We start from the raw sequence: 26,172 nt of genomic DNA, 5'->3' as shown, positions 1-26,172 counted from the left end.
CCCCCCCCCCCCCCCCCCCCCCCCCCCCCCCCCCCCCCCCCCCCCCCCCCCCCCCCCCCCCCCCCCCCCCCCCCCCCCCCCCCCCCCCCCCCACCGAACCCGCAGACGAACACCGGGCCGAAAAGGGGCCGCGGCCAGCCCCCGCCGGACCCGCGGGCGAACACCGCGCCCCGGGAGGGTTACGCGGCCCCCTGGCACGTCGGGCACCAGAACAGGTTCCGTGCCGCCAGGTCCGCCGTGCGGATCTCCGTGGCGCAGATGTGGCACGGCAGATGCGCGCGGCGGTACACGTACACCTCACCCCCGTGGTCATCGACCCGCGGCGCACGCCCCATCGCCTCCGGCATGTGCTCCGGCCGCACCGTGTCGATGCGGTTCAGGCGTACGCCCTCCCGCATCAGGACCGTCAAGTCCGACCACATCGCGTCCCACTCCGCGCGCGTGACGTCGCGGCCGAGGCGGTACGGGTCCACGCCGTGGCGGAACAGCACCTCCGCCCGGTACACGTTCCCCACGCCCGCGATGATCTTCTGGTCAAGCAGCAGCGCCGCGATCGTCGTGCGGCTGCGCGAGATCCGCGCCCACGCCTTCTCGCCGTCGTCGGCGGCCCGCAGCGGATCCGGGCCCAGGCGGTCGTGTATCGCCTGCTTCTCCGCGTCGGTGATCAGCGCGCAGGTCGTGGGGCCGCGCAGGTCCGCGTACCCGCCGGGACCGGAGAGGCGCAGCCGGACCGTCTCCGTAGGAGGGGGGACCGGGCCGGAGCCGAGTGCGTACTTGCCGAACAGGCCCAGGTGGATGTGGATCCAGCCGACCGGCCCGCCGAAGCCCAGGAACAGGTGCTTCCCGTGCGCTTCCGCCGACTCCAGCACCTGCCCGTCCACCAGCGCCGCCCCGTCCGAGAACTTCCCCTGCGGACTGGACGCGCGTACGCGGCGGCCGCCGAACCACTTCCCGTGATCGGCGGCCAGCCGGTGAATCGTGTGCCCCTCGGGCATAACGCCAGGTCAGCCCTGCTGCGGGTGGTGCGCGGGGATCGCGGGGAGCTCGCCGGTCGTCTCGTAGCGCGACAGCATCTCGATACGGCGGGTGTGACGCTCCTCGTTCGAGTACGGGGTGTTCAGGAACACCTCGACGAACTTGGTCGACTCCTCCTGGGTGTGCATCCGGCCACCGATGGAGAGCACGTTCGCGTTGTTGTGCTCGCGGCCGAGCGCAGCCGTCTGCTCGCTCCAGGCCAGGGCCGCCCGTACGCCCTTCACCTTGTTCGCGGCGATCTGCTCACCGTTGCCGGAGCCGCCGATCACGATGCCCAGCGAGTCCGGGTCCGCGGCCGTCTTCTCGGCGGCGCGCAGGCAGAACGGCGGGTAGTCGTCCTGGGCGTCGTAGATGTGGGGACCGCAGTCGACGGCCTCGTGGCCATGGGCCGTGAGCCATTCGACCAGGTGGTTCTTGAGTTCGTATCCGGCATGGTCTGAACCGAGGTACACGCGCATGCCCCCGAGTGTGGCATGCGTTCCGGCGGGCAGGGTTCATCGGGGTGAGCGGCGGTAAGGACCTTCGTCGCCGAAAAGTAATGACCTTGTGCCCCTCATCACGATTCGGAGTCAGGCCTTCCGTACCTGGGAGTACCGGGCTTCAATGCGTTGGTTCGTAACCCGAGCGACCCTTAGACCTAAGGATTCGTCCATGACCTCGCAACCCTCCCTTGCGAAGGAAGAAGGCCGACCGGGCGATCCCGGAACGCCTGACTCCCCCGTCGTCGGCGCCCCGCACGGCTCCAACGGCCTCCAGGCCGGTCTCAAGAACCGTCACCTCTCGATGATCGCCATTGGCGGTGTCATCGGAGCAGGGCTCTTCGTCGGCTCCAGCTCCGGCATCGCCGCCGCCGGTCCCGCCATCCTGCTCTCGTACGCGCTCGTCGGCCTCATGGTCGTCTTCGTGATGCGGATGCTCGGCGAGATGGCCGCCGCCCGGCCGACCTCCGGCTCCTTCTCGGCCTACGCCGACCAGGCGCTCGGCCGCTGGGCCGGCTTCTCCATCGGCTGGCTCTACTGGTTCTTCTGGGTCGTGGTGCTCGCCGTCGAGGCGACCGCCGGAGCGAAGATCCTGCACGGCTGGGTCGGGGCGGTCCCGCAGTGGGGCTGGGCACTGATCGTGATGATCGTGCTGACGGCCACCAATCTCGTCTCCGTGTCGTCGTACGGAGAGTTCGAGTTCTGGTTCGCCGGGATCAAGGTTGTCGCTATCGGCGCCTTTGTTGCCATTGGGCTGCTCGCCGTCTTCGGAATACTTCCCGGGTCCGACAACCCCGGTGACGGGTTCGCACATCTCACCGATGCCGGTGGATTCATGCCAAACGGCGCCGGGGCCATTCTCACCGGTGTCCTGATGGTCGTCTTCTCCTTCATGGGCAGCGAGATCGTCACCCTGGCCGCCGGTGAGTCCGAGGACCCGCAGCGCGCCGTCACCAAGGCCACCAACAGCGTGATCTGGCGCATCGGCGTCTTCTACCTCGGCTCGATCCTCGTCGTCCTCACGCTCCTGAAGTGGAACGACCCGGCGATCCTCAAGGACGGCTCGTACGTCGCGGCGCTCAACTCGATCGGCATCCCGCACGCCGGGCAGATCATGAACGTGATCGTCCTGACGGCGGTGCTCTCCTGCCTCAACTCCGGCCTGTACACCGCCTCCCGCATGGCGTTCTCGCTCGGCCAGCGCGGTGACGCGCCGCGCGCCTTCGCCCGTACCAACGCGCGTGGCGTGCCGCAGGCGGCCATCCTCTGCTCGGTCCTCTTCGGGTTCGTGGCCGTCTTCTTCAACTACAAGTGGCCGGACACCGTCTTCGACTTCCTGCTGAACTCGTCCGGCGCGGTCGCGCTGTTCGTGTGGCTGGTCATCTGCTTCACGCAGCTGCGGATGCGCGGGATCATCCTGCGCGAGACGCCGGAGAAGCTGACGGTCAAGATGTGGCTGTTCCCGTATCTGACGTGGGCGACGATCGCGATGATCTCCTTCGTGCTCGTCTACATGCTCACGGACGACGCCGGGCGCAAGCAGGTGCTGCTCTCGCTGCTGGTCGCGGCGGTCGTCGTGGCGATCGCGCTGGTACGGGACTTCATGCAGCGCGGTGCGGTGTCTTCCGGCGTTGCCGCGCCCGCCGTCGCTCAGAGCGGTGTGAACGACGAGGTCACCGCGGAGTAGGTGCGCAGGGCGTCGTCCTCGGTGGCGGCGAGGTACCAGATGTTGACCTGGTACGACTTGCCGCCCTCGTCGAACCCCGTCTGGCGGGCCTTCCAGGGGTCGCCGTCCTGTGTGAAGTAGTAGTCCCAGACAACGGCCGGGCGGCCGTTGAAGGTGGTCCGCTCCAGACGGATGTTCCGGTAGCCCGGGACGTCGTGGGAGCCCTGCTCGGCCACCTGCCACTGGCTCATGAGATCGCCGCCGCGTACGAGTGCGTACGAGGCGGCGATCTCCTGTTTTCCGCCGGGCGAGTGGTAGTGGATGTTGGACGGGCTCTTGGCGGTCCGCGTCCAGCCCTTCGGGGGCGCCCAGGCGAAGCCGGTCTCTCCTCGGGTGCCGGGGGGTGGGGTGCTGGGAGGGCGGGAGGTACCGGCGACGGTGGGGGTACTGGGGGTGGGGGCGCTGGTGGGGCCGGTTGCCTTGCCGGTGTCGTCGGTGCCGTGTGTGGTGGCCAGGACGACTACTACGGCGATCGCTGCGGCGACGGCTACGGCTGCGGCGACGGCCATGCGGCGACTCCCCCACCCCGCCCCTTCCCGCCGTGACATGTGCGGCTCCGGCGCGCGGCCTCCGGGGGTGGGGGTGGGTCGAGGTGTGGGGGCGAGCGGAGTTTCCGGGGGCGGAGCCCCCAGGCCCCCGGCGGGGGCTGCGGCTCCGAAGTCCCCGCCGGGGGCTTCGGAGCCGTTTGCAGGGGCTGCGGACCCTGCGGCCCAGGCGGGGCGCTGGCTCTGGGCCCGCTGGGGGGCCTCGCCCTCCGGGCCCCGGCTGGGTGGGGGAAGCGTCGGGGCCGCGGGACCTTGCCGGGCTGCGGGGGCTTCGTCCTCTGCATCCCGCGTGGGCGGGGGAGGCGGGGGCGCTCCCGTCCCTGCGTGCCCTGGGCGGCTCGTGGCACGTTCCGTTGCGGGGTGGGGCTCGTGCGCCGGAGTGGGCGGGCTCGGTGACTCCAATGCCTCGGGCGCCGGGCTGTGCGTCGGGACCGCCAGTGTCGGGGTGCGGGCCAGGACCGTGGGTGGGGCCGCTATCGGCATCAGGACGGTGGTCAACGCGTCCAGGCTGGGGCGGTCGTCCGGGGTCTTCACCAGGAGCGCGGCCAGTGCGGGGGCCAAGGGGCCCGCCGTGCTCGGGAGTTCGGGCTCCTCGTACAGGACCGCGTGCAGCGTCGCCAGCGTCGTCTCGCGGGCGAACGGCGACTGGCCGCCCACCGCCGCGCACAGCGTCGCGCCCAGGGACCACAGGTCCGACGCCGGGCCCTGGGGCCTGCCGCCCACCCGTTCCGGCGCCATGTAGTCCGGCGAGCCGACCAGCATCCCCACCACCGTCAGCGCCGTCGCGTCCTGGATCGCGGCGATGCCGAAGTCCGTCAGGACGATCCTGCCCGTGCGGCTGAGGAGCACGTTGCCCGGCTTGATGTCCCTGTGCAGGACTCCTACCGCGTGCACCTCTCGTAACGCCTCCACCAGGCCCAGGCCGATCCGCGCCGCCTCGCGCGGGGTCACCGGGCCGTCCTCGACCAGGAGTTGCTCCAGGGAGCGCGCGTCCACCAGCTCCATCACGATCCAGAGGCGGTCGGACTCCTCCACCACGTCGTAGACGCGCACCACGTTCGGATGGTCGATGCGGGCCGTCGCCCGCGCCTCGCGCAGGGTGCGTTCGCGGCGGATGCGGCTGTCCTCGGCATCGAGGTCGTTCATGCGCATCTCTTTCACGGCCACCTTGCGGTCCAGGATTTCATCGAACGCCCGCCACACCCGCCCCATTCCCCCCTGGCCGATCGTGACGTCGAGTCGGTATCGCCCCGCTACCAACAGCCCCCGAATTCCCGGCATTACCGCCCGCCCCCTCAGCACCTGGTGCGACCAGGACAGAAACACGAACTTGCCACCATCACAGCATAATTCCGCGAAATCTTGTGGGACCCTTCTCAGCACCGCTTTCAGTACGCCAGCCGCCCAACTCGGCTGAGGGGGATGGGAAATGCGTTCGACAAAACACTGGGGATCTCTGGCCGCCGGCCTGTTCGCCGGTTTACTGCTTTTTCCTTTGGGGGCGGCGGCTTATGCCGCTGATCCGACACCCGGCAGTGATCAGGGCGGGTCGCCCGGGCCCAGCGCCCCGGCCGAGCTCAAGATCTCCACCGAGCTGCCGAAGGAAATCAAGGTCGCCAATTCCTCCGGAAAAACCACTCTCACCGCGAAAATCCTCAACAAGGGCACCCAGAACACCGGCCGGATCACCCTCACCGTCCTCGGCCTCGACGGCATGCGGATCACCGGCGTGGACGGATGCGTGACGGTTCCCGAGAACAAGCTGCCGAAGGGGACCAACACCGGATTCGCCTGTGCCATCGACGACTTGGCCGCCGGCGCCGACAAGTCGTACACCGTCTCCGCCACGTACGACCTGAAGAAGACCGGAAAGATCTGCCTGCCGGTCACCGAGGGCACCGGCGAGAAACTGCTCTGGCAGCAGGGGCCGGTCCCGTTCGGGACGACCAGGCCGACGCCCAACGCCCCCGACACCCCACTACTGCTCGGCACCGACAACGTGCCGGCCGCGCCGCCGGGCGGCTCCGCCGGCCCGTCCCCGACCACACCCGGCACTCCCGCCCCGACCCCGCCGTCCCAGCTCCCCAAGACCGGCGTCAACGACGGCGTACTGCCGCTGCTCGCAGCCGCAGGCCTGCTCCTCTTCGTCGGCTCCACCGGCATCTGGTGGGCCAACACCCGCCAGCACCGCAGGCGTACGCGCTGAAGAGGCACTGAAGAGGCACTGACATGACGCACTGACATGCGGAAGGGCCCGGATGCGCTCAGCGCTTCCGGGCCCTTTCCGTCGAGGCGCTCTTCGTTACTTGCGGCCCACGAACTTCCACGCCGTCGGCAGTGCCCCCATCGCCAGCGCCGCCTTCAGCGCGTCGCCGAGCAGGAAGGGGGTGAGGCCCGCCGCGACCGCCTGGTTCAGGGACATACCGGTCGAGGCGGCCAGGTACGGGACGCCGACCGCGTAGATGATCGCCGAACCGAGGACCATCGTGCCCGCGGTGCGCGGCACCGAGCGGTCGCCGCCCCGGCGGGCGAGGGCGCCCACGACGGTGGAGGCGAGCAGCATGCCGAGCACGTAACCGAAGGACGCGCCGCCCGCGCCCGAGGTGCCGTTCGCGAACCACGGCATCCCGGCCATGCCGATCAGCGCGTACAGCCCGAGCGAGAGGAAGCCGCGGCGGGCGCCGAGCGAGGTGCCCACCAGCAGGGCCGCGAAGGTCTGGCCGGTGACGGGGACCGGGGAGCCGGGGACGGGCACGGCGATCTGGGCGGCCACGCCGGTGAGCGCCGCGCCGCCGAGCACCAGGGCGATGTCCCGGGTGCGGGCGCCGGGCAGCAGGTCGGCGAGGACCTTTCCGGTACGGGGTGCGGCGGGGGCAGTGACTGTGGTCGTGGCCATCGTGGGCTCCGCGAAGTCGGGGACGGGCAGCGGGATACGTGCTGGGGACAACGGTGACGTTAGCCGAGGGATTCTCACTCGATCACCATCAGCGGCCCACAAAGCGGCGGTTGGGGCCTTGGTGGAGATCGCACAAAGGCCGGACTGCTTCCGTCCGATGGCGTGACCCTCGTCACTGGAGTGATGAGGAGTACGGACAGTTTTGCGGATACGGCTCGGGCTCGGGGAGACTGTAGGTTCCCCATAAACGATCAGTTGCTGATCCGAGAGTTGCGAGCGCCATGCACGACGGCAAGACCACGGCCGGGGCCACCGCCGCCGACACCGCATCGGTGGAGGCCGAACCGCTGTCCCACGGGCTGAAGCAGCGCCATCTGACCATGCTGGGCCTGGGCGGGGTGATCGGTGCCGGTCTCTTCGTGGGGTCGGGGGCCGGGATCGCGGTGGCGGGGCCGGGGATCGTCGTCTCGTATCTCATCGCGGGCGCGATCGCGATGCTGGTGATGCGGATGCTCGGCGAGATGTCGTCGGCGATGCCCGCCTCGGGGTCGTTCTCGGTCCACGCCGAGCGGGCGCTCGGCCGGTGGGCCGGGTTCAGCGTCGGCTGGCTGTACTGGTTCCTGCTCGTGGTCGTCCTCGCCGTGGAGGCGACGGGCGCGGCCCAGATCGCCCACGGCTGGGTGCCGGGGATGCCGCAGTGGGCCTGGGTCCTCGTCTTCATGGTCGTCTTCACCGGCGCCAACCTGGCGGCGGTGAAGAACTTCGGCGAGTTCGAGTTCTGGTTCGCCACGCTGAAGGTCGGCGCGATCGTGCTGTTCCTGGTGCTGGGGCTGCTGGCCGTCTTCGGGGTGCTGCCCGACACCGACCCGGTGGGGTTCACCAACCTGACCGGGCAGGGCGGTTTCCTGCCCAACGGCTGGGACGGCGTGGTCTCCGGCGTCCTCGCGGTGATCTTCGCCTTCGGCGGTCTTGAGGTCGTCACCATCGCGGCCGCCGAGTCGGACGACCCGGTGCGCGCGGTCGGCCGCGCGGTGCGCAGCGCGATCTGGCGCATCCTCTTCTTCTATGTGGGCTCGATGCTGGTCATCGTGACCCTGCTGCCGTGGACCTCGATGGAGCCCGGTCACAGCCCGTACGTCGCCGTGCTCGACTCGATCGGCGTCCCGGGCGCGGGGCAGATCATGAACGTGGTCGTCTTCGTGGCCCTGCTGTCCGCGCTCAACGCCAATCTGTACGGCTCCTCGCGGATGGTCTTCTCGCTGGCCGAGCGCGGCGAGGCGCCGAAGGGGCTGCTCAGGGTGTCGGGCGGCGGGGTGCCCCGGCGCGCGGTCCTCGCGTCGGTCGCCTTCGGGTTCGTCTCGGTGCTGCTCAATCTGAAGTGGCCCGACTCGGTCTTCCTCTACATGCTCAACGCGGTCGGCGCGGTGCTCCTGTTCGTCTGGGGCCTGATCGCCGTCTCGCAGCTGCGGCTGCGGCCCCGGATCGAGCGCGAGGCCCCGGAGCGGCTCACGCTGCGGATGTGGGCCTTCCCGTGGCTGACGTGGGCGGCGCTCGCGGCGATGGCGGCCGTGCTCGTCCTGATGCTCCTCGACGACGACGCCCGGCCCCAGGTGCTGTGGTCGGCGGGCGCCACGGGCGCGGTGCTCGTGGTCGCCTTCGTACGGGAGTGGCGGGCGAGGACTGTCGAAGCGGCCGACCGATCGTCAGGTCGGTAGTTACGGGCGGGTTTGGCGGGACCCACGAGGGCGGACGTGCGCATTCCGTGGACGAGATGTACGCAGGGCTTCACGCTGTGTGAGTCGAGTGTCCGGATAGCGGTCTGGTGTTCCCTCTGAGCGGTGCCACATCCAGACTGTGGCTCCCGCCCCCCGTCTCAGCTACTGAACAGGGCCTGCCCATGTCCCGGACAAACGCGCCCGCGACGACCGACGCGCCGCCGAAGGTCGACTCCCCTCTCACCCACGGTCTCAAGCAGCGCCATCTCTCGATGATCGCCCTCGGCGGCGTCATCGGCGCCGGGCTCTTCGTCGGCTCCGGCGCCGGAATCGCCGCCGCCGGGCCCTCGATCGTCCTCGCCTACGGCATATCCGGCGCGCTCGTCATGCTGGTGATGCGCATGCTGGGCGAGATGTCGGCGGCCAACCCCGCATCCGGCTCCTTCTCCGTGCACGCCGACCGGGCCATCGGGCCCTGGGCCGGCTTCACCGCCGGCTGGTCGTTCTGGGTGCTGCTCTGTGTGGCGGTCGGCCTGGAGGGGATCGGCGCCGCGAAGATCGTCACGGTCTGGCTGCCCGGCACGCCGGAGTGGGCCTGGGTCGCGCTCTTCATGCTGGTGTTCACCGCCACCAACCTCGCGGCCGTGAAGAACTTCGGCGAGTTCGAGTTCTGGTTCGCGGCGCTCAAGGTCGCCGCGATCACCCTCTTCCTCGTCCTCGGCCTGCTCGCCATCCTCGGCGTCCTGCCGGACACCCCCGCCCCCGGCACCTCGAACCTCACCGGCGAGGGCGGATTCCTGCCCAACGGCTCCGAGGGCCTGGTGCTCGGACTGCTCGCCTCCGTGTTCGCGTACGGCGGCCTGGAGACGGTGACCATCGCGGCCGCCGAGTCCGAGAAGCCGGTGCAGGGCGTCGCCCGCGCGGTGCGAACGGCCATGTGGCGCATCGCCGTCTTCTACATCGGCTCGATGGCGGTCATCGTCACGCTGGTGCCGTGGAACGACAAGACCGTGGTGTCGAAGGGCCCCTATGTGGCGGCCCTCGACCACCTCGGCATCGACGGCGCCGGGCAGATCATGAACGTGGTCGTCCTGGTGGCCCTGCTCTCCGCGATGAACGCCAACATCTACGGCGCCTCGCGCATGGCGTACTCGCTGGTCGAGCGCGGCCAGGGCCCCAAGGCGCTCGGCCGGATCTCCGGCGGTGTGCCGCGCGTCGGGGTGCTGTGCTCCTCGATCTTCGGCTTCGGGTGCGTGCTGCTGAGCTACTGGCGGCCGGACGACGTCTTCCCCTGGCTGCTGAACATGATCGGCGCGGTGATCCTCGTGGTCTGGATCTTCATCGCCGTCTCCCAGCTGCTGCTGCGCCGGCGCACCGAGCGCGAGACGCCGGAGAAGCTGGTGGTGCGGATGTGGCTGTACCCGGGGCTGACCTGGGTGGCGCTCGCCGCGATGGCCGCGATCTTCGTCCTGATGGCCCGCCAGTCCGACACCCGCGACCAGCTGATGGCGACCGGCGCCCTGACCGTGGTCCTGGCCGCCGTCGGCTACGCGCGCCAGCGCATGGGAGCCCGCCAGGAGGCCTGAGCCACCCCGCCCCAAGCCCTGCGTCCTGAGGTCCCAGACCTCGGGGCACAGGGCTTTTCGCTGAGGTCACCCTTAGCTGCAAGCACCCATACCTGCTGGTAGCGTGCACTTGCACATCAGTTGCAACAAGCAGTCGGAGGGGCTTCGGACATGGCCATTTACACGCTTCCTGAACTTCCGTACGACTACGCCGCGCTCGAACCCGTCATCAGCCCGGAGATCATCGAGCTGCACCACGACAAGCACCACGCGGCGTACGTGAAGGGCGCGAACGACACCCTGGAGCAGCTCGCGGAGGCCCGCGACAAGGACGCCTGGGGTTCGGTCAACGGCCTGGAGAAGAACCTCGCGTTCCACCTCTCCGGCCACATCCTGCACTCGATCTACTGGCACAACATGACCGGCGACGGCGGCGGCGAGCCGCTGGACAAGGACGGCACCGGCGAGCTGGCGGACGCCATCGCCGAATCCTTCGGCTCCTTCGCCAAGTTCAAGGCCCAGCTGACCAAGGCGGCGGCCACGACGCAGGGTTCGGGCTGGGGCGTCCTCGCGTACGAGCCGGTCAGCGGCCGACTCGTCGTCGAGCAGGTCTACGACCACCAGGGCAACGTCGGCCAGGGCTCGACCCCGGTCCTGGTCTTCGACGCCTGGGAGCACGCCTTCTACCTCCAGTACAAGAACCAGAAGGTGGACTTCGTCGAGGCGATGTGGCGCGTCGTCAACTGGCAGGACGTGGCGAGGCGTTACGCCGCCGCGAAGGCCGCCGGGAACACCCTGCTGCTGGTCCCGTAGGACCGAACCCGGCTCTGCCCGGCCCCCTGATCGCCCTGCTCGTGATCGTCTTCTCAACCTTCGCGTGCGGGCGTAATGAACGGACGGCCCCCGCGAGGACGTGACTCGCGGGGGCCGTTCGCTGCGCCGTTCGCTCCCGTGCGCCCTTCACTCCCGCGCGCCGGTGGAGTGCGCCGGTCCTTCACCCTCTCGCCCCGGGCCCGTTGTCAGTGGCGGGTGCCATGCTCGGAGCCATGGACACACAGGAGTTCTGGACGCTCATCGACGACGCCCGCGCGCAGGTGGCACACGCGGCGGACGCCGAGGCGGTCGCGGCGCGGGCCGCGGCCCTGCTCTCGGCCAGGCCGGTCGACGAGATAGTGGCATTCCAGCAGGTCTTCTGGGACCTGATGGCCGCCTCCTACCGCCAGCCGCTCTGGGCCGCGGCGTACACGATCAACGGCGGGTGCTCGGACGACGGGTTCGACTGTTTCAGGGGCTGGCTGATCGCGCAGGGGCGCGAGGTGTTCGACCGCGCGGTGGCCGACCCGGACGGGCTCGCGGGCCTGAGCGCCGTGCGGGACGCGGCGGTGGAGGGCTGGGAGATGGAGTGCGAGGAGGCGCTCGGCATCGCCTGGGACGCGCACCTGACCGCGACCGGCAAGGAACTCCCCGGCGACAGCTTCACGATCCGCTACCCGGAACTGGACCCGGGCTGGGACTTCGACTTCGACGACACGGGGGAGATGGCGAGGCGCCTGCCGCGCCTGGCAGCGCTGTACGGGGAGTAGGCGGGGGTGCGGCACGGCCCCCGCGAGTGCGTGACTCGCGGGGGCCGTGGACACCCGGGGCGCCGGGGCGCCGGATCAGTCGAAGATCGGGCGCTGTGTGCGCGTGCGCTTGATCTCGTAGAAGCCCGGGGTCGAGGCGACCAGGAGCGTGCCGTCCCACAGGCGTGCGGCGGCTTCGCCCTTGGGGGCCGGGGTGACGACCGGGCCGAAGAAGGCGATCTGCTCGCCGTCCGCGCCGGGCACGGCGATGACCGGGGTGCCGACCTCCTGGCCGACCTTGTCTATGCCCTCCTTGTGGGAGGCGCGCAGCTCCGCGTCGAACTCGTAGGCGCTGTTGTCGACGTCCGCGTAGTCGGCGAGCTCGGCGGGCAGGCCGACCTCCTCCAGGGCCGCGACGAGGACCTCGCGGCCGGAGCCGAGGTCCTGGTTGTGGAAGCGGGTGCCGAGCGCGGTGTACAGCTTGCCGACGACCTCCTCGCCGTACTTCTGCTGCGCGGCCATGACGACCTGGACCGGGCCCCAGGCCCGGGTCGTCAGGAACTCGCGGTAGGAGTCGGGCAGGTCGTCGAGCTTGTCCTCGTTGAGGACGCCCAGGCTCATCACGTGCCAGCGGACCTCGACGTCACGGACCTTCTCGACCTCCAGCATCCAGCGGGACGTCATCCAGGCCCAGGGACAGAGCGGGTCGAACCAGAAGTCGACAGGGGTCTTCCCGGTCTGGGGCACGGTCTCGGACATGTCTCTCCTCATCGGGTCACGCCAGGAAATCAACCAAGGGAACACCCCCGGCCACCCGTCGCATTCCCGCGTGTCCGCGGCCCGGCGGGCATGGCAGGATCGGTGCTGTTCGAACGAGACACGAAGGAGTGCCCGTGCCCGGTGAGAATCTGTCCCGCGACGAGGCCCGTGAACGGGCTGGTCTGCTGTCCGTCGACGGGTACGACGTCGCCCTCGATCTGCGGTCCGCGATCGGGGACGCCCCGGACGGGCCGCGGACGTTCCGCTCGGTCACCACGATCCGGTTCCGCTGCGCGCGGCCGGGCGCGGAGTCCTTCGCGGATCTGGTCGCGCCGTCGGTGAACGCGGTCACCCTCAACGGCAAGCCGCTGGACCCGGCCGCGGTCTTCGACGGCACCCGGGTGGCGCTCGCGGACCTGGCGGCGGAGAACGTGCTGGTGGTGGACGCGAACTGTGCGTACAGCCGCACCGGCGAGGGTCTGCACCGGTTCGTCGACCCCGAGGACGGCGAGGTCTACCTCTACACCCAGTACGAGCCGGCCGACTCCCGGCGGGTGTTCGCGAACTTCGAGCAGCCCGACCTGAAGGCCCCCTACCGCTTCGAGGCGACGGCGCCCGAGGGCTGGACGGTGTGGTCCAACGGCGAGGGCGCCCGGGGCGAGGACGGGGTCTGGCGGTTCGCCGAGACCAAGCCGATCTCCACGTACATCACGTGCGTGGTGGCGGGGCCGTACCACTACGTGACGGACACCTACCGCCGCACCTTCGACGACGGCACCACGCTGGAGATCCCGCTCGGCGCGATGTGCCGCAAGGGCCTGGCCCGGCACTTCGACGCGGACGACGTGTTCCTCGTCACCAAGCAGGGTTTCGACTTCTTCCACGACCAGTTCGACTACCCGTACCCGTTCGGCAAGTACGACCAGGCCTTCGTGCCGGAGTACAACCTCGGGGCGATGGAGAACCCGGGGCTGGTGACCTTCCGCGAGGAGTTCATCTTCCGGGGCAAGGTGACCCAGGCCGCCTACGAGCGGCGGGCCAACGTCATCCTGCACGAGATGGCGCACATGTGGTTCGGCGACCTGGTCACCATGCAGTGGTGGGACGACCTGTGGCTGAAGGAGTCGTTCGCCGACTTCATGGGCAGCTTCTCGCAGGTCGAGGCGACCCGGTTCACCAACGGCTGGATCACCTTCGCCAACGGCCGCAAGTCCTGGGCGTACCGCGCGGACCAGCTGCCGTCCACGCACCCGATCACGGCCGACATCCGTGACCTGGAGGACGCCAAGCTCAACTTCGACGGCATCACCTACGCCAAGGGCGCCTCGGTCCTCAAGCAGCTGGTGGCGTACGTGGGCCGGGAGGACTTCCTGGAGGGCGCCCGGCGCTACTTCAAGAACCACGCCTACGGGAACACGCGCCTGGGCGATCTGCTGTCGGTCCTGGAGGAGGTCTCCGGCCGGGACATGACGTCCTGGTCGCGGTCCTGGCTGCAGACAGCGGGCGTCAACTCGCTCACCCCGGTGGTCACTTACGACGCGGGCGGGCGCATCACCGAGCTCGCCGTGGTCCAGGAGGCCGTCGAGGCGCATCCGACGCTGCGCCCGCACCGGGTCGCGGTCGGCCTCTACCGCTCCGAGGCGGGCTCCCTCGTGCGGTACGCGCGCGCCGAGGTCGACGTGGACGGGCCGCGCACGGTGGTGGCGGAGCTGGCCGGGGCCGAGCGGCCCGAGCTGGTCCTGGTCAACGACGACGACCTCACGTACTGCAAGATCCGCTTCGACGAGGGCTCGCTCGCCACGCTCCGGGCCCACCTCGGCGACATCACGGACCCGCTGGCGCGCGCCCTGTGCTGGTCGGCGCTGTGGAACCTGACGCGGGACGCGCTCATGCCCGCGCGGGACTTCATCGACCTGGTGCTGGCCCACTCCGGGCGCGAGACGGACATCGGCGTGCTCCAGATGCTGCACGCCTGGACCCGCTCGGCGCAGACGTACTACGCGGCGCCCGAGTGGCGCGAGCAGGGCGGGCGGCTGCTGGCCGAGGGCGCGCTGCGTGAGCTGCGGATCGCGGCGGCGGGCAGCGAGCACCAGCTGGCCTGGGCCCGTTTCTTCGCCTCCACGGCGACGACCGACGCCGACTTCCAGCTCCTCGAAGGGCTCCTTGAGGGGAGCGCGAAGATCGACGGCCTGGAGGTCGACCAGGAACTGCGCTGGGTGCTCCTGGAGCCGCTGGCCGCGCACGGCCGCGCCGACGAGTCGGTGATCGGCGCCGAGCTCGCCCGCGACGACACCGCCTCCGGCAAGCGCCACCAGGTGCGGTGCCTGGCGGCCCGGCCGTCGGCGGCGGTCAAGGCGCAGGCGTGGGCGCAGGTCGTCGAGTCCGACTCGCTCTCGAACGCGCTGGTGGAGGCCACCATCGCCGGTTTCGGCCAGCCCTCGCAGCGCGAGCTGGTCGCTCCGTACGCACCGAAGTACTTCGAGGTGATCGAGCGCCTGTGGGCCGAGCGGTCCATCCAGATCGGCATGGACGTCGTCCGGGGGCTCTTCCCGAGCCTGCGGGACAACCGGTCGACGCTCGATTCCACGGACGAATGGCTGACCGCCCACCCGGACGCGGCCCCGGCGCTGCGCCGGCTGGTCCTGGAGGCCCGTGACGACCTGGCCCGCACCCTGCGCGGCCAGGTCTGCGACGCGGCGGCCGCCGCCCGCTGACGCCCGACGGGGGCCCGGCGACGGGCCCCCTGATCGGCACTCGAACGCCCGTACTTTAGGACGGGCTTGTCCGGAATTGTCGACGAGCTTGTAACAGCGGTTAAGGGCCGCTCCGGGCGCGGAACACCCCCCGGCATGAACCACAACACCCCGACCTTCGGCGGCGAGACTCCCTCCCCGCTCTCCCCGCGCCCCCTCAGCCACCTCACCGATGTGCACCGGCGCGTCTACTCCGCGGCCCAGCTGCGCGCCCACGGCGTTCCCGCCTCCAGCGCCGCCGCCCAGTGCCGCCCCGGCGGACCCTGGCAGCAACTGCTGCCCGGCGTCTACGTGTTGCACCCGGGGCCGCCCACCGGCGAGGAGCGCCTGCACGCGGCCCTGCTGTACGCGGGGCGCCCGGCCCCCGAGCGCGCCAAGGCGATCCCGGTCCAGGGCCAGGCGCACGCGGCGCCCTGCGACGCGGTCGTCACCGGGCTCGCCGCCCTCGCCCTGCACCGCTTCTCCTCCGCTCCCCCGCTGCTCTCGCTCGACCGGATCGACGTGCTGGTGCCGCGTACCCGGCGGCTGCGCTCGACCGGCTGTGTGCGCCTGGTGCGGGCGCACGTGATGCCGGTGCCGGAGCCGGTGGCCGGGGTGCCGGTGGCGCCGGTGCCGAGGGCGCTGGCGGACGCGGTGGCCCAGCTCACCGACGCGCACGTGGTACGCCGGCTGCTCACCGAGGCCGTACGCGGCGGACACTGCGAACCGGCCGCTCTCGTACGGGAGTTGACGCTGGCGCGGCTGCTGACGCGGGCACACGTGATGGAAGCGGTGGACTCGCTGCTCGCCGAGGGGCGTGCCATCGCCGAGAGCCGCCTCTACGAGATGGTGCGCACCCACGAACTGCCCGTCCCGCTGTGGAACGTGGACCTGCGGCTGCCGGGCGGGCCGCACATCGGGGGCGTGGACGCGTACTGGCCGGACCAGGCGGTGGCGGTGGAGCTCGACACCCGGGCGCCGCGCCAGGGGCGCCGGCGCCAGGAGGACGAGGACGAGCTGTGGTGCGAGTACACGCGCAAGCGCGAGACGCTGGAGCGGCTGGGGATCACCGTCGTCCACCTCACGCCCAGGAAGCTGCGCGAGGCGATGGAGCAGCAGGCGACCGTGGTGCGCACCGCCCTGATGGCGTCGGTGGACCGGGAGCCCGCCGCGTATGTGGTGGTGCTCCCCCAGTGAACGGGGGAGCACCACAAGCCCACTTGACGGGCTTGGTCACTTGACCGGCTTGGCCGCCGGTGCGGTGCCGCAGAACTCGGCGACCACGACCGCCGCGCTGTCGCCCGACCAGTCGCCGTTGAAGTTGAACGCCAGTGAGTGGCGCCCGTCCTTCGTCGTGAGCGCCTCGGAGGACGAGCCGTGGATGCCGCCGCCGTGGCCCCAGACCTCGGTGCCGCAGGGCAGCTTGTTCACCATCAGACCGAGCCCGTAGCGGCCGTCGGGGTCACCCGGGTCCATCAAGACGGTGGTGGTCATCTCCTTCAGCTGGCGCTGCGGCAGCAGCTCGCCGGTCAGCAGGGCGCGGTAGAAGCGGTTCAGATCGACCGAGTTCGACACCATCTCGCCGGCCGAACCCGCCATCGACGGGTTGAGCGCGGTGACGTCGTACGTCCTGCCGGACGCCTCCGGGGACAGCTTGGAATAGGCCCGGCCGCTGGGCTGCGGCATCCGGGAGCCGGTGCCCGGCAGCGTGGTGGAGCGCAGGTGCAGCGGACGCAGGACGCGGCGGTCGATCTCGGTGGCGTAGGAGTGGCCGGTGGCCTTCTCGATCACCATCCCGGCCAGGATGAAGTTGGTGTTGGAGTAGCGCCAGGAGGTGCCCGGTGCGAAGTCCGGCGCATGAGTCATCGCGATGTCCACCAACTGCCGTGGTTTGTAGGTGTCATAGCGGTTCCGCAGGAAGTCCGCGCCGAAGACCCGCTGCCCGAAGGCCTCGTCCTGGGTGTAGTTGAAGATGCCGCTGGTGTGCTGGAGGAGCTGGCGCAAAGTGATCTTCGTGCCGTCGTGGCCGTTGCCCCGCACCACGCCCGGCAGCCAGTGCTCGACGGTGTCGTCCAGGCCCAGCCTGCCCTCGGCTTCGAGCTGGAGGACGACGGTGGCCACGAACGTCTTGGTGATGGACCCGACCCGGTAGCGGTCCTCGGCCTGCCGCTCGCGGCCGGTGCGCCGATCGGCGACGCCCGCGTCCCCGGTCCAGCTGCGACCGTCCTGCTGGGCGAGGCCGACGACGCCCGGCACACCGTCCCGCACGGCCGCGTCCATCGCCTGCTGGGTGGCCCGGTGGGAGGCGGGCGCCGCCTCCCGCGCGGAGGCCGGGGCCGCGCAGACGGTCGCGGTGATCCCGGCGGCCACGGCCACCCCGAAGGCGGCGGTCCTGACTCTCCTGCCCGTACGTACCGACATGCGCTCTCCCTGTCGCCCGCGACGCCCACAACGGCGCCGTCGGCGGACAGGACCCCGGCCCCGCCGACGGCGGTTGCCCGGCGGGGCGGGGTTGAGCGGGTTTCAGCCGATCTTGAACTCACCGGGGCGGGTTGGCCGGTGAGTAGTCGGGCGCGGACCACCGCAGCGGGCTCGCCCCCTCCGACCGCACCGCGCGCTCGACCGTGAAGCGGACCGTGCGCTCCCCCGCCGCGAACGCGGTGCGGGCCGTGCCCGAGAGCTGGAGCGTGGTGCCGTCCGTCCAGTCCACGAAGAGCAGCCCGGCGCGCGGGTCGGCCTCCAGGTTGCCGAGGGTGAGGAACATGGAGTTGCCCGGGTAGTCGCGCCACTCCAGGTGGCTGGGCGAAGTGACGCGTACGAAACCGGGGTTGCCGCCCCGGTGGCTGGCGTCCACGCCGTCGGGGGCGCTGGTCGCGATGAAGAAGGTGTCGGCGGCGCGGACGAGCTCCTCCTGGTCGGGGGTGAGCCGCTCGCCGCGCCGCACGGCACCGGCCTCGTCCGGCGTGGGTTCGTACGCCTCGATCTCGCGGTGCTGGAGGTACTTGGGGCAGTTCGAGAAGACCTGCTCGGCCTCGACGGCGAGGCCGCGCTGGGTCGGGCGGGCCGTGCCGTTGAGCCGCATCCGGCGCCGGGTGCGCGGGTCGAGCGCGAGCGTGCCGACGGGGCTCTCCCCGGCCGCGAGCACCCCGGTGAGGGGGTCGCTCCCGGCGGGGCGGCCCTCGACCGAGATCTGATGAGGCCCGGTGGCCCGGACGAACCCGGGGCGCCCGGTGAGCAGCGAGGCCCACATCCGGCCGCTCTCGTCCGCCGCCCCGAGCACCAGCATCGGCTGGAGTTCGAGGAAGGCGGCGGCGACCGGGCGGATGCCGGGGCCGATGGCGCGCCCGACGTGGTCGGCGGCCTCCCGGACGCCGACGCGGTCCTGCACGGCCCGGGACCCGGGGTGGTACGGGGTGGGCGCGGTCATCGAACCGTCCTCCTGTCCTGGAAAGAAGCGTCGTCCTGGCGGAAGCGTGTCCTAGAAGAAGCCGCAGGTGGGGGCGGAGGCGACGGGTGCGGGGGCCGTCTCGGCGCCGAGCGGCGAGGAGATCTCCAGGCGGGTGCCGTCCGGGTCGTGGAAGAAGATGCCCCCGGAGGCCGCGCCCTCGCCGTGGGCGACGATCCCCTCGTACGCGAACTCCACGCCGTACGCGCGCAGTTCACCCTCGTACGCCTTCACCTCCTCGATCGTGTCGACGGCGAAGGCGAGGTGGTGCAACCCGGCGCGGTCCGGGGCGAAGGCGGCCCCGGCCTGCTGCCAGAGAGTGAGCGAGAGCTGTCCGCCGCGGCCGAGGAGAGCGAAGCGGCGGCCGCCCCCGTCACCTTCGGAAGCACCCTCGGACTCGCCCTCGGACAGGACCTCGAAGCCGAGGAGGTCCCGGTAGAAGCCGAGGGAGCGGTCGAGGTCGGTCACATTGAGCCCGATGTGGCCGGTGCGGAACGTGCTGGTCGCCGTCATGGCGGTCCCCTTCCCGAGCAAGGTCATCTAACCTCTTACTTCGATATTAGAGGTTAGATGCGGAAGGTGCAACCGGTCACGTAAACTTGAAGGGTTAGCGCCGCTACCGGCGCGCCGCACCGCCGCCCACGAGAGGAGCCCGGGATGTCCGCGCCCGATCCGCGCCCGCTCACCGGAGAGCCCGTCTCCCTCGACCTGCTGAACACGCGCTGGATGCACGACGGGGAGCGCCAGGACCTGCTGGTCTCCGTCGACGGGCTCGCCGTCTGGCTCGCCGCCACCGGCCTCGACGCGCGCTTCCCCGCCGACGAGGCCGCGCTCGGGCCGCTGCTGCGGGCCCGGGAGGCGCTGCTGCGGGCCGTGGAGTCCCCCGGCGACCCGGCGGCGACGGCGGACGTCGACGCCATCCTCGAACACGGCCGCATTCGCGCCACTTTGTCCACCGAAGGGCCGGGCGAGCGGGCCGAGTTCGCCGATCCGGCGTGGGGGCCCGCCTGGACGGCCGCGCGCGACTACCTCGATCTGCTGCGCACCGCGCCGGACCGGATCCGCGCCTGCGCCCATGACGCGTGCATCCTGCACTTCTTCGACATCTCACGGAACGGGACGCGCCGCTGGTGCTCGATGGCCGCGTGCGGCAACCGTGCGAAGGCGTCCCGTCACTACGCCCGCACCCGAGAGGGCTGATTCGCCCCGTTTCACCCCGCCTGGCGCCCGTTGGCGTATGGCGGGATTACGCCATGTCCGATTCCGGGTCCAGTCAACTCTCCACAAACAACGGTCATATACGAAATGCTCAGCGGTCATCCGGCCCCGTATTCCGGACCCTTTCTGACCATTAGGGAAGCTGATGACCTCCGATTCACCGCGCGCCATACCCGGCGCTAGACGCACGGCCCAGATAGCGGCCGCGGCCGGCATGGTGGCCGCGCTCGTCGCCGCGGGCGCCGCCCCCGTCTTCGCCTCCGGGACGGCCGATCCGACGCCCGCTCCGGTGAAGTCCACCCCCGCGAAATCCCCGGCGGACCCCGCGGACAAGCTCGGCGCGGCCGACGAGCAGCGGCTCGCCGACGCCCGGGCCAAGGGCGAGAAGACCGTCACCGTGATGGTGGCGACCGCCCCCGGCGCCACCGGCGCCGTCTCGCACCAGCTCGACTCGGTGCCCGGCGCCACCGTCGGCAAGACCGACGACAAGCTCGGCTATGTGCGGGCCACCCTGCCGACCGGCACCGCGGAGTCGGCCCTGAAGGCCGCCGCGAAGCTGCCCTCGGTGCACGGGATCGACCTCAAGCAGGAGATCCAGCTCGACGACCCGACCCCGTCGGCCGACAGCGCCAAGGGCGCCGCCGCCCCGCGCAAGTCGCTCTCGGGCTCGTTCGCGGCGCCGGGCAAGGACACGCCCGCGAAGAACCCGTACAACCCGTCCTTCGAGACGGGCGCGGTCGACTTCGTCAAGCAGCACCCCAAGGCCGACGGCCGCGGCATCACCATCGGCGTCCTCGACTCGGGCGTGGACCTGGGCCACCCGGCGCTGCAGAAGACCACCACCGGCGAGCGCAAGATCGTCGACTGGGTCACCGCGACCGACCCGGTGGCCGACGCCGACGGCACCTGGCGCCGGATGAACACCGCCGTCTCCGGCCCGGAGTTCACCTTCCAGGGCCGCAGCTGGAAGGCCCCGGCGGGCTCGTACGACGTGAGCCTCTTCTCGGAGAAGATCACCGCGGGCGGCGACGCCAAGGGCGACCTGAACCGCGACGGCGACACCACCGACACCTGGGGCGTGCTCTACGACCCGGTCGCCGGGACCGTCCGCGTGGACCTCGACAACAACGGTGACTTCACCGACGACGAGGCCATGAAGCCGTACAAGGACGGCTACCAGGTCGGCTACTTCGGTAAGGACAACCCGGCGACCGACGTCGTCGAGCGGATGCCGTTCACGGTCGAGATCCGCAAGGACGTGAAGTACGACGCGGCCGGGCACACCTCCGACTACGTCAACATCGGCGTCATCGAGTCCGAGCACGGCACCCACGTCGCGGGCATCACCGCCGCGAACGGCCTGTTCGGCGGCAAGATGAGCGGCGCCGCCCCCGGCGCCAAGATCGTCTCCTCGCGGGCCTGCAACTGGTCCGGCGGCTGCACCAACATCGCGCTGACCGAGGGCATGATCGACCTGGTCACCAACCGCCACGTCGACATCGTCAACATGTCGATCGGCGGTCTGCCGGCACTCAACGACGGCAACAACGCGCGCTCCGAGCTCTACAAGCGCCTGATCGACAGCTACGGCGTCCAGCTGGTCATCTCGGCCGGCAACGAGGGCCCCGGCGTCAACACCATCGGCGACCCGGGCCTGGCGGACCACGTCATCTCGGTCGGCGCCACCATCTCGCAGCAGACCTGGGCCTCCAACTACGGCTCCAACGTGTCGAAGAAGTACGACATGATGCCGTTCTCCTCGCGCGGTCCGCGTGAGGACGGCGGCTTCACGCCGACCCTGTCGGCGCCGGGTGCCGCGATCAACACCACGCAGACGTGGCTGCCGGGCTCCCCGGTCAAGGAGTCGGGCTACTCGCTCCCCGCCGGCTACTCGATGCTCCAGGGCACCTCGATGGCCTCGCCGCAGGCAACGGGCGCCGCGGCCCTGCTGCTCTCGGCCGCCAAGCAGAAGCACCTCGACCTGGCCCCGGCCGACCTGCGCACCGCGCTGACGTCGACGGCCAAGCACATCAAGGGTGTCCAGGCGTACGCCGAGGGCGCGGGCCTGATCGACATCGTCGACGCCTGGGACGCGATCCAGGACGGCGCCACCGCCCATGAGTACAGCGTCAAGGCGCCGGTGAAGACCGCGATCGACTTCGCGCTGAAGACGCCGGGCTTCGGCACCGGCATCTACGACCGCGAGGGCGGCCTCAAGGCGGGCGAGAAGAAGACGTACGAGGTCACGGTCACCCGCACCACGGGCCCGGACAAGGCCGTGAAGCACAAGCTGTCGATCAAGAACAACGACGGCACCTTCAAGGTCCTGGGCTCCGACGAGGTCGCGCTGGCGCTGAACACGCCGGTCACCGTCAAGGTGCAGGCGCAGCCGAAGTCGGCGGGCGTGCACAGCGCCATCCTGGAGGTCGACGACAAGCGGACCAAGGGCGTGGACCAGCAGATCCTCGCCACCGTGATCGTCTCCAAGCCGCTGGCCAAGCCGGCCTACACGTTCACCGACTCGTCCTCGGTGCAGCGCAACAGCACCAAGTCGTACTTCGTGACCGTCCCGGCGGGCGCCAAGGCCCTTGAGGTCTCCATGGGCGCGCTGCGCTCGGGCAGCCAGACCCGGTTCATCGCGATCCACCCGTACGGCGTGCCGGTCGACGACACGGGGACGCCCAACTGCTACCCGAACTACGACAACCCGGCCAACAAGTGCCGCCCCGACCTGCGCTCCTACGCGGACCCGCAGCCCGGTGTGTGGGAGATCGAGGTCGAGTCGCGCCGTACGTCGCCGTACCTCGACAACCCCTACAAGCTGGATGTCGCGCTGCTCGGCGCCGCCTTCGACCCGGCCGTGAAGACGGTCCCGGAGGCCAAGGTCGGCACCTCGACCCCGGTCGAGTGGAAGGTCACCAACGGCTTCGCCGCCATCGACGGCAAGCTGCAGGGCGGCTCGCTGGGCTCCGCGAAGGTCGCCAAGCCGACCATCAAGGCCGGTGAGGTCCAGACGAGCACGCTGACCATCGGCGAGGGCGTGGAGCGCCTCGACGTCGCCATCGGCGGCGTCTCGGACACCGCGGCCGACCTGGACCTCGCGGTCCTCAAGGACGGCGTGCAGGTCGGCTCGTCCGCGGACGGCGACTCCGAGGAGGCCGTCAGCCTGGTGAAGCCGGCCGCCGGCACCTACACCATCCAGGTCGCGGGCTACGCGGTCCCGTCCGGGACGACGACGTACAACTACCGCGACGTGTACTACGCGCCGTCGCTCGGCACCGTCAAGGTCGACGACTCGAAGACGGTCAAGCTCGCCAACGGCGCCACGGCGACCGTCGGCGCGCAGGTCCTGGTGAGCGGCGCGGCCCCCGAGGGACGCCAGTTCTTCGGCGAGGTCAAGCTGGTCAACGCGCGCGGCACTGCCGCGGGCACCGGCAGCGTCGTGATCGAGAAGGTCACGCCGTAACGGTGTAAGTCACGCGAAGGGGCCCGGCGTTCACGACGAACGCCGGGCCCTTTCTCGTGGGTACGCGTACGGGCTCAGCCCTTGAGCGAGCTCAGGTCCTGGGCGTAGGTGCCGACCGCGTGCGCGATGACGTCGATGTTGAGGTCGAAGTACTTGCGGTCGATGTTCTTCAGGGTGTCACCGGCCGCGTGGTAGTTCGCGTCGTACGGCTGCTTGGCCGTGCCGCCCACCTTGGCCGCCTGCTCCTCGGTCTTGAGGCCCTCGGCGCCGGTGAAGGTGCCGCCCGCCGGGATGCCCTGCTCGATGAACGGGCCGTAGTCGGAGCGGCCGTCGAAGTCGGTGCCCCAGTGCGGGACGCGCTTCCTGTCCAGGTAACCGTTGATCAGCCGCTCGATCTGGGCGGAGCCGGCCGGTCCCGCGCCCTCGCCCACGTTGTCGGAGTCGTCGCCGTCGTAGACGAGCTCGGCCGGGTTGGGCGAGCCGATCATGTCGAAGTTGAGGTACAGCTTGATCTGCTGCTTCTCCTTGTCCGTCAGGGACTTGACGTAGTGCTCGGAGCCCAGCAGGCCCAGCTCCTCGCCCGACCACCAGGCGAACCGCACCTTGTTGGCGGTGGACTTGGAGTGCTTCTTGGTCTGCTTGGTCTCCTTGGCCAGCTTGAGCGCGACTTCGAGCAGACCGGCCGAGCCGGAGCCGTTGTCGTTGATGCCGGGTCCGGCCGGGACCGAGTCGAGGTGGCTGCCGAGCGCGACGACGTTCGCCGGGTCGCCGCCCCTGGTCTCGGCGATCACGTTGCGGGTCTTGTGGGCGACGGCCTCGGTGGCGACGTCCAGGGTGACGGTGACGTCGCCCTTGGCGACCTGCGCGGCCAGTGCCTCGCCGTCGGCCAGCGAGATGCCGGTGGCCGGGATGTGCGCGTTGGCGGGGTCACTGACGGTGCCACGGACGGGGGCGTCGCCGGAGTGGTTGTAGAGGATGATCCCGGCGGCGCCCGCCTCGGCCGCGACGGCCTCCTTCTGCTGGAAAGTGCAGCTGCCGCGCTTGACCAGGGCGATCTTGCCGGTGAAGGTGTCCGACGCGTAGTCGTCGAGCGCGCAGCCCGGGGTGGCGTCGACACGGGCCGCCTTGACCTGGGCGGTGAGACCGCCGGCCGGACTCGCCTTGCTGAACTGGTAGGCGGTGGTCTTCAGCTCGCGCGGCTCGGGCGAGACGACGGTGAGCTTCTCGCGCAGGGTCTTGGACTCGAAGATGTCGAAGTCCTGGTACGAGACGTCGTACCCGGCCCTCTTGAGCTGTCCGTAGACGTACGCGGCCGAGGCGTCGTAGCCGGGCGTGCCCGCGGCGCGGTTGCCGCCGTTGGCGTCGGCGATCTTCTGGAACTGCTCCAGGTGGCGGTAGGCGCTCTCCCCCGACGCCTGCGACACCAGCTTCCTGGCGAGCCGCTCCGCCTGCTTCTGCGGGTCCTTGCGGTCGTGCGAGTGGGCGACGGCCGGGCTTGCGGCCGCCAGGAGTACGGGGGCTGCGGCCAGGACCGCTATGGCCCGGCTGCGGCGGGATGCGCGCACGGAGTTCCTCCGGAATACGGGTACTGGTGACCGTTTATCGGTCCCGACCGCAGGACCGTAACCAGCGAAAGGGCCGTCCGGGGGCATTCCGGGGCGGATGCAACAGAGCTGCCATGAACTCGTCACAAGTGGGAAGGGATCTCCCGCTTACCTGTCCGGTCGGCCTCCGGGCCGTCCCATCCCCCGGACAATGGATTGGACAAGTCCGCCGGGCGCCGACGCATGATGGAGGCGCCCGAGCCGTACATGCACGTACAAGAGGAGTCACCGTGAGGGTCGGAATCGTCGGAGCCACCGGACAGGTCGGCGGAGTCATGCGCACCATCCTCGCCGAGCGGAAGTTCCCGGTCGACGAGCTGCGCCTGTTCGCCTCCGCGCGGTCCGCGGGCTCCACCCTCACGTGGGAGGGCCGGGAGATCACCATCGAGGACGCGTCCACGGCCGACTACACCGGCCTGGACATCGTGCTCTTCTCGGCGGGCGGCGCGACGTCGCGCGCGCTGGCGGAGAAGGTCGCCGGGCAGGGCGCCGTCGTGATCGACAACTCGTCGGCGTGGCGGGGCGACCCCGAGGTGCCGCTGGTGGTCTCCGAGGTGAACCCGGAAGCGATCAAGGACCGCCCCAAGGGGATCATCGCCAACCCGAACTGCACCACGATGGCCGCGATGCCGGTGCTGCGGCCGCTCCACGAGGAGGCCGGGCTGACCGCGATGGTCGCCACGACCTACCAGGCCGTGTCCGGCTCCGGCCTCGCGGGCGTGGCGGAGCTGCACACCCAGGCGTGCGCCGTGGCCGAGTCGGCGGACCAGCTCGCCTTCGACGGGGACGCGGTGTCGTTCCCGGAGCCCGGCGTCTACAAGCGCCCGATCGCCTTCAACGTGCTGCCGCTGGCCGGGTCGATCGTGGACGACGGGTCGTACGAGACGGACGAGGAGCAGAAGCTCCGCAAGGAGTCCCGCAAGATCCTCGGCATCCCGGACCTGAAGGTGTCCGGCACGTGCGTGCGCGTCCCGGTCTTCTCCGGCCACTCGCTCCAGGTGAACGCGCGCTTCTCGCGGGCGATCGGGGTGGAGCGGGCGTACGAGCTCCTGGCCTCGGCTCCCGGCGTCGAGCTCTCGGAGATTCCGACGCCGCTGGAGGCTGCGGGCAAGGACGCGTCGTATGTGGGCCGCATCCGGGTCGACGAGACCGTGGAGAACGGTCTCGCGCTGTTCCTGTCCAACGACAACCTCCGCAAGGGGGCTGCGCTGAACGCGGTCCAGATCGCGGAACTGGTGGCGGAGGAGCTGCGCGGCTAGCCCGCGGGTTTTGCCCCACCCCGCCCCTTCACCTGGACCCTCCGGGGGTGGGTGGGGGCGGAGGTGGGGTTCGGGGGGGGGGGGGGGGGGGGGGGGGGGGGGGGGGGGGGGGGGGGGGGGGGGGGGGGGGGGGGGGGGGGGGGGGGGGGGGGGGGGGGGGGGGGGG

General features: G+C 70.8%; 20 protein-coding genes. 11 read left to right on the top strand and 9 right to left on the bottom strand.

Annotated elements, in window-relative coordinates; all coding sequences use genetic code 11:
• Nucleotides 1–179: 179 nt before the first annotated feature.
• Nucleotides 180–995, bottom strand: a complete 816-nt coding sequence (locus ACZ499_RS39550) for an Fpg/Nei family DNA glycosylase (RefSeq protein ID WP_468681983.1) — start codon at nt 993–995, stop codon at nt 180–182.
• Nucleotides 996–1,004: 9 nt separating this feature from the next.
• Nucleotides 1,005–1,493 carry a ribose-5-phosphate isomerase gene (locus ACZ499_RS39545; RefSeq protein WP_468681981.1) on the bottom strand — a complete coding sequence of 163 codons (489 nt, stop codon included), beginning with the start codon at nt 1,491–1,493 and terminating at the stop codon, nt 1,005–1,007.
• 193 nt (nt 1,494–1,686) lie between these two features.
• Here ACZ499_RS39545 and ACZ499_RS39540 point away from each other — a divergent pair, with 193 nt between their 5' ends.
• The gene (locus ACZ499_RS39540) at nt 1,687–3,201 is read left to right on the top strand and encodes an amino acid permease (RefSeq protein ID WP_385548820.1); all 1,515 of its coding nucleotides are present in this window, start codon (nt 1,687–1,689) and stop codon (nt 3,199–3,201) included.
• On the opposite strand, the gene ACZ499_RS39535 is transcribed toward ACZ499_RS39540, so the two are convergent.
• On the bottom strand, nt 3,165–4,997 hold the full coding sequence (locus ACZ499_RS39535; RefSeq protein WP_468681980.1) for a protein kinase domain-containing protein: 1,833 nt from the start codon (nt 4,995–4,997) through the stop codon (nt 3,165–3,167). The two genes, ACZ499_RS39540 and ACZ499_RS39535, sit on opposite strands and share 37 nt — an antisense overlap.
• Nucleotides 4,998–5,214: 217 nt before the next feature.
• Between ACZ499_RS39535 and ACZ499_RS39530 the strand changes: the two genes are divergently transcribed.
• Nucleotides 5,215–5,991, top strand: a complete 777-nt coding sequence (locus ACZ499_RS39530; protein ID WP_468681978.1) for a hypothetical protein — start codon at nt 5,215–5,217, stop codon at nt 5,989–5,991.
• Between the two features lie 96 nt (nt 5,992–6,087).
• Here ACZ499_RS39530 and ACZ499_RS39525 read toward each other — a convergent pair whose 3' ends face one another.
• The gene (locus tag ACZ499_RS39525; RefSeq protein WP_468406680.1) at nt 6,088–6,681 is read right to left on the bottom strand and encodes a biotin transporter BioY; all 594 of its coding nucleotides are present in this window, start codon (nt 6,679–6,681) and stop codon (nt 6,088–6,090) included.
• Between the two features lie 281 nt (nt 6,682–6,962).
• Between ACZ499_RS39525 and ACZ499_RS39520 the strand changes: the two genes are divergently transcribed.
• The 4 genes from ACZ499_RS39520 (at nt 6,963) to ACZ499_RS39505 (ending at nt 11,544) form a co-directional block, all read left to right on the top strand.
• A complete protein-coding gene (locus ACZ499_RS39520) occupies nt 6,963–8,396 on the top strand; it encodes an amino acid permease (RefSeq protein ID WP_468681977.1) in 1,434 nt (477 codons plus the stop codon).
• Between the two features lie 182 nt (nt 8,397–8,578).
• On the top strand, nt 8,579–9,982 hold the full coding sequence (locus tag ACZ499_RS39515; protein ID WP_468681975.1) for an amino acid permease: 1,404 nt from the start codon (nt 8,579–8,581) through the stop codon (nt 9,980–9,982).
• Nucleotides 9,983–10,132: 150 nt separating this feature from the next.
• Complete coding sequence (locus tag ACZ499_RS39510) at nt 10,133–10,774, top strand: superoxide dismutase (protein WP_468681974.1); 642 nt, start codon at nt 10,133–10,135, stop codon at nt 10,772–10,774.
• 233 nt (nt 10,775–11,007) lie between these two features.
• Nucleotides 11,008–11,544, top strand: a complete 537-nt coding sequence (locus ACZ499_RS39505; RefSeq protein ID WP_468681972.1) for a DUF4240 domain-containing protein — start codon at nt 11,008–11,010, stop codon at nt 11,542–11,544.
• Between the two features lie 75 nt (nt 11,545–11,619).
• On the opposite strand, the gene ACZ499_RS39500 is transcribed toward ACZ499_RS39505, so the two are convergent.
• Nucleotides 11,620–12,282 (bottom strand): DsbA family oxidoreductase, encoded by a 663-nt coding sequence (locus ACZ499_RS39500; RefSeq protein ID WP_468406688.1) that lies wholly within the window; start codon nt 12,280–12,282, stop codon nt 11,620–11,622.
• Nucleotides 12,283–12,416: 134 nt separating this feature from the next.
• Between ACZ499_RS39500 and pepN the strand changes: the two genes are divergently transcribed.
• Both pepN and ACZ499_RS39490 read left to right on the top strand, forming a co-directional pair.
• The gene (gene pepN, locus ACZ499_RS39495; RefSeq protein WP_468681970.1) at nt 12,417–14,996 is read left to right on the top strand and encodes an aminopeptidase N; all 2,580 of its coding nucleotides are present in this window, start codon (nt 12,417–12,419) and stop codon (nt 14,994–14,996) included.
• 135 nt (nt 14,997–15,131) lie between these two features.
• Nucleotides 15,132–16,211 carry a hypothetical protein gene (locus tag ACZ499_RS39490; RefSeq protein WP_468681968.1) on the top strand — a complete coding sequence of 360 codons (1,080 nt, stop codon included), beginning with the start codon at nt 15,132–15,134 and terminating at the stop codon, nt 16,209–16,211.
• A gap of 36 nt (nt 16,212–16,247) precedes the next feature.
• Here the strand turns inward: ACZ499_RS39490 and ACZ499_RS39485 are convergent, their stop codons facing one another.
• From ACZ499_RS39485 to ACZ499_RS39475, 3 genes are all read right to left on the bottom strand, one after another.
• Complete coding sequence (locus ACZ499_RS39485) at nt 16,248–17,435, bottom strand: serine hydrolase domain-containing protein (protein WP_468681966.1); 1,188 nt, start codon at nt 17,433–17,435, stop codon at nt 16,248–16,250.
• Between the two features lie 118 nt (nt 17,436–17,553).
• Entirely contained in the window at nt 17,554–18,441 is an 888-nt protein-coding gene (locus tag ACZ499_RS39480) for a pyridoxamine 5'-phosphate oxidase family protein (protein WP_468681965.1), read from the bottom strand.
• A 51-nt stretch (nt 18,442–18,492) separates the two neighbouring features.
• Nucleotides 18,493–18,972: a VOC family protein gene (locus ACZ499_RS39475; protein ID WP_468681963.1), complete on the bottom strand. Its 480-nt coding sequence runs from the start codon at nt 18,970–18,972 to the stop codon at nt 18,493–18,495.
• A gap of 144 nt (nt 18,973–19,116) precedes the next feature.
• On the opposite strand from ACZ499_RS39475, the gene ACZ499_RS39470 reads away from it, so the two are divergent.
• A complete protein-coding gene (locus tag ACZ499_RS39470; RefSeq protein WP_468681961.1) occupies nt 19,117–19,659 on the top strand; it encodes a CGNR zinc finger domain-containing protein in 543 nt (180 codons plus the stop codon).
• 163 nt (nt 19,660–19,822) lie between these two features.
• Entirely contained in the window at nt 19,823–23,143 is a 3,321-nt protein-coding gene (locus ACZ499_RS39465) for a S8 family serine peptidase (RefSeq protein ID WP_468681960.1), read from the top strand.
• Between the two features lie 74 nt (nt 23,144–23,217).
• On the opposite strand, the gene ACZ499_RS39460 is transcribed toward ACZ499_RS39465, so the two are convergent.
• The gene (locus tag ACZ499_RS39460) at nt 23,218–24,708 is read right to left on the bottom strand and encodes a M28 family metallopeptidase (protein ID WP_468681957.1); all 1,491 of its coding nucleotides are present in this window, start codon (nt 24,706–24,708) and stop codon (nt 23,218–23,220) included.
• Nucleotides 24,709–24,977: 269 nt separating this feature from the next.
• On the opposite strand from ACZ499_RS39460, the gene ACZ499_RS39455 reads away from it, so the two are divergent.
• Nucleotides 24,978–26,006 (top strand): aspartate-semialdehyde dehydrogenase, encoded by a 1,029-nt coding sequence (locus ACZ499_RS39455; RefSeq protein WP_468406700.1) that lies wholly within the window; start codon nt 24,978–24,980, stop codon nt 26,004–26,006.
• The last annotated feature ends 166 nt before the right edge of the window (nt 26,007–26,172 follow it).

The sequence above is a fragment of the Streptomyces sp. NPDC031265 genome (genome assembly GCF_055570295.1).
Note: the sequence above shows the minus strand (reverse complement) of the source record. Positions and strands in the feature narration are given on the sequence as shown.

Bases quoted from the DNA above. Each gene is read 5' to 3' on its own strand.
- ACZ499_RS39550 (WP_468681983.1), bottom strand. From the start codon at position 995: ATGCCCGAGGGGCACACGATTCACCGGCTGGCCGCCGATCACGGGAAG.
- ACZ499_RS39545 (WP_468681981.1), bottom strand. From the start codon at position 1,493: ATGCGCGTGTACCTCGGTTCAGACCATGCCGGATACGAACTCAAGAAC.
- ACZ499_RS39540 (WP_385548820.1), top strand. From the start codon at position 1,687: ATGACCTCGCAACCCTCCCTTGCGAAGGAAGAAGGCCGACCGGGCGAT.
- ACZ499_RS39535 (WP_468681980.1), bottom strand. From the start codon at position 4,997: ATGGGGCGGGTGTGGCGGGCGTTCGATGAAATCCTGGACCGCAAGGTG.
- ACZ499_RS39530 (WP_468681978.1), top strand. From the start codon at position 5,215: ATGCGTTCGACAAAACACTGGGGATCTCTGGCCGCCGGCCTGTTCGCC.
- ACZ499_RS39525 (WP_468406680.1), bottom strand. From the start codon at position 6,681: ATGGCCACGACCACAGTCACTGCCCCCGCCGCACCCCGTACCGGAAAG.
- ACZ499_RS39520 (WP_468681977.1), top strand. From the start codon at position 6,963: ATGCACGACGGCAAGACCACGGCCGGGGCCACCGCCGCCGACACCGCA.
- ACZ499_RS39515 (WP_468681975.1), top strand. From the start codon at position 8,579: ATGTCCCGGACAAACGCGCCCGCGACGACCGACGCGCCGCCGAAGGTC.
- ACZ499_RS39510 (WP_468681974.1), top strand. From the start codon at position 10,133: ATGGCCATTTACACGCTTCCTGAACTTCCGTACGACTACGCCGCGCTC.
- ACZ499_RS39505 (WP_468681972.1), top strand. From the start codon at position 11,008: ATGGACACACAGGAGTTCTGGACGCTCATCGACGACGCCCGCGCGCAG.
- ACZ499_RS39500 (WP_468406688.1), bottom strand. From the start codon at position 12,282: ATGTCCGAGACCGTGCCCCAGACCGGGAAGACCCCTGTCGACTTCTGG.
- ACZ499_RS39490 (WP_468681968.1), top strand. From the start codon at position 15,132: ATGAACCACAACACCCCGACCTTCGGCGGCGAGACTCCCTCCCCGCTC.
- ACZ499_RS39485 (WP_468681966.1), bottom strand. From the start codon at position 17,435: ATGTCGGTACGTACGGGCAGGAGAGTCAGGACCGCCGCCTTCGGGGTG.
- ACZ499_RS39480 (WP_468681965.1), bottom strand. From the start codon at position 18,441: ATGACCGCGCCCACCCCGTACCACCCCGGGTCCCGGGCCGTGCAGGAC.
- ACZ499_RS39475 (WP_468681963.1), bottom strand. From the start codon at position 18,972: ATGACGGCGACCAGCACGTTCCGCACCGGCCACATCGGGCTCAATGTG.
- ACZ499_RS39470 (WP_468681961.1), top strand. From the start codon at position 19,117: ATGTCCGCGCCCGATCCGCGCCCGCTCACCGGAGAGCCCGTCTCCCTC.
- ACZ499_RS39465 (WP_468681960.1), top strand. From the start codon at position 19,823: ATGACCTCCGATTCACCGCGCGCCATACCCGGCGCTAGACGCACGGCC.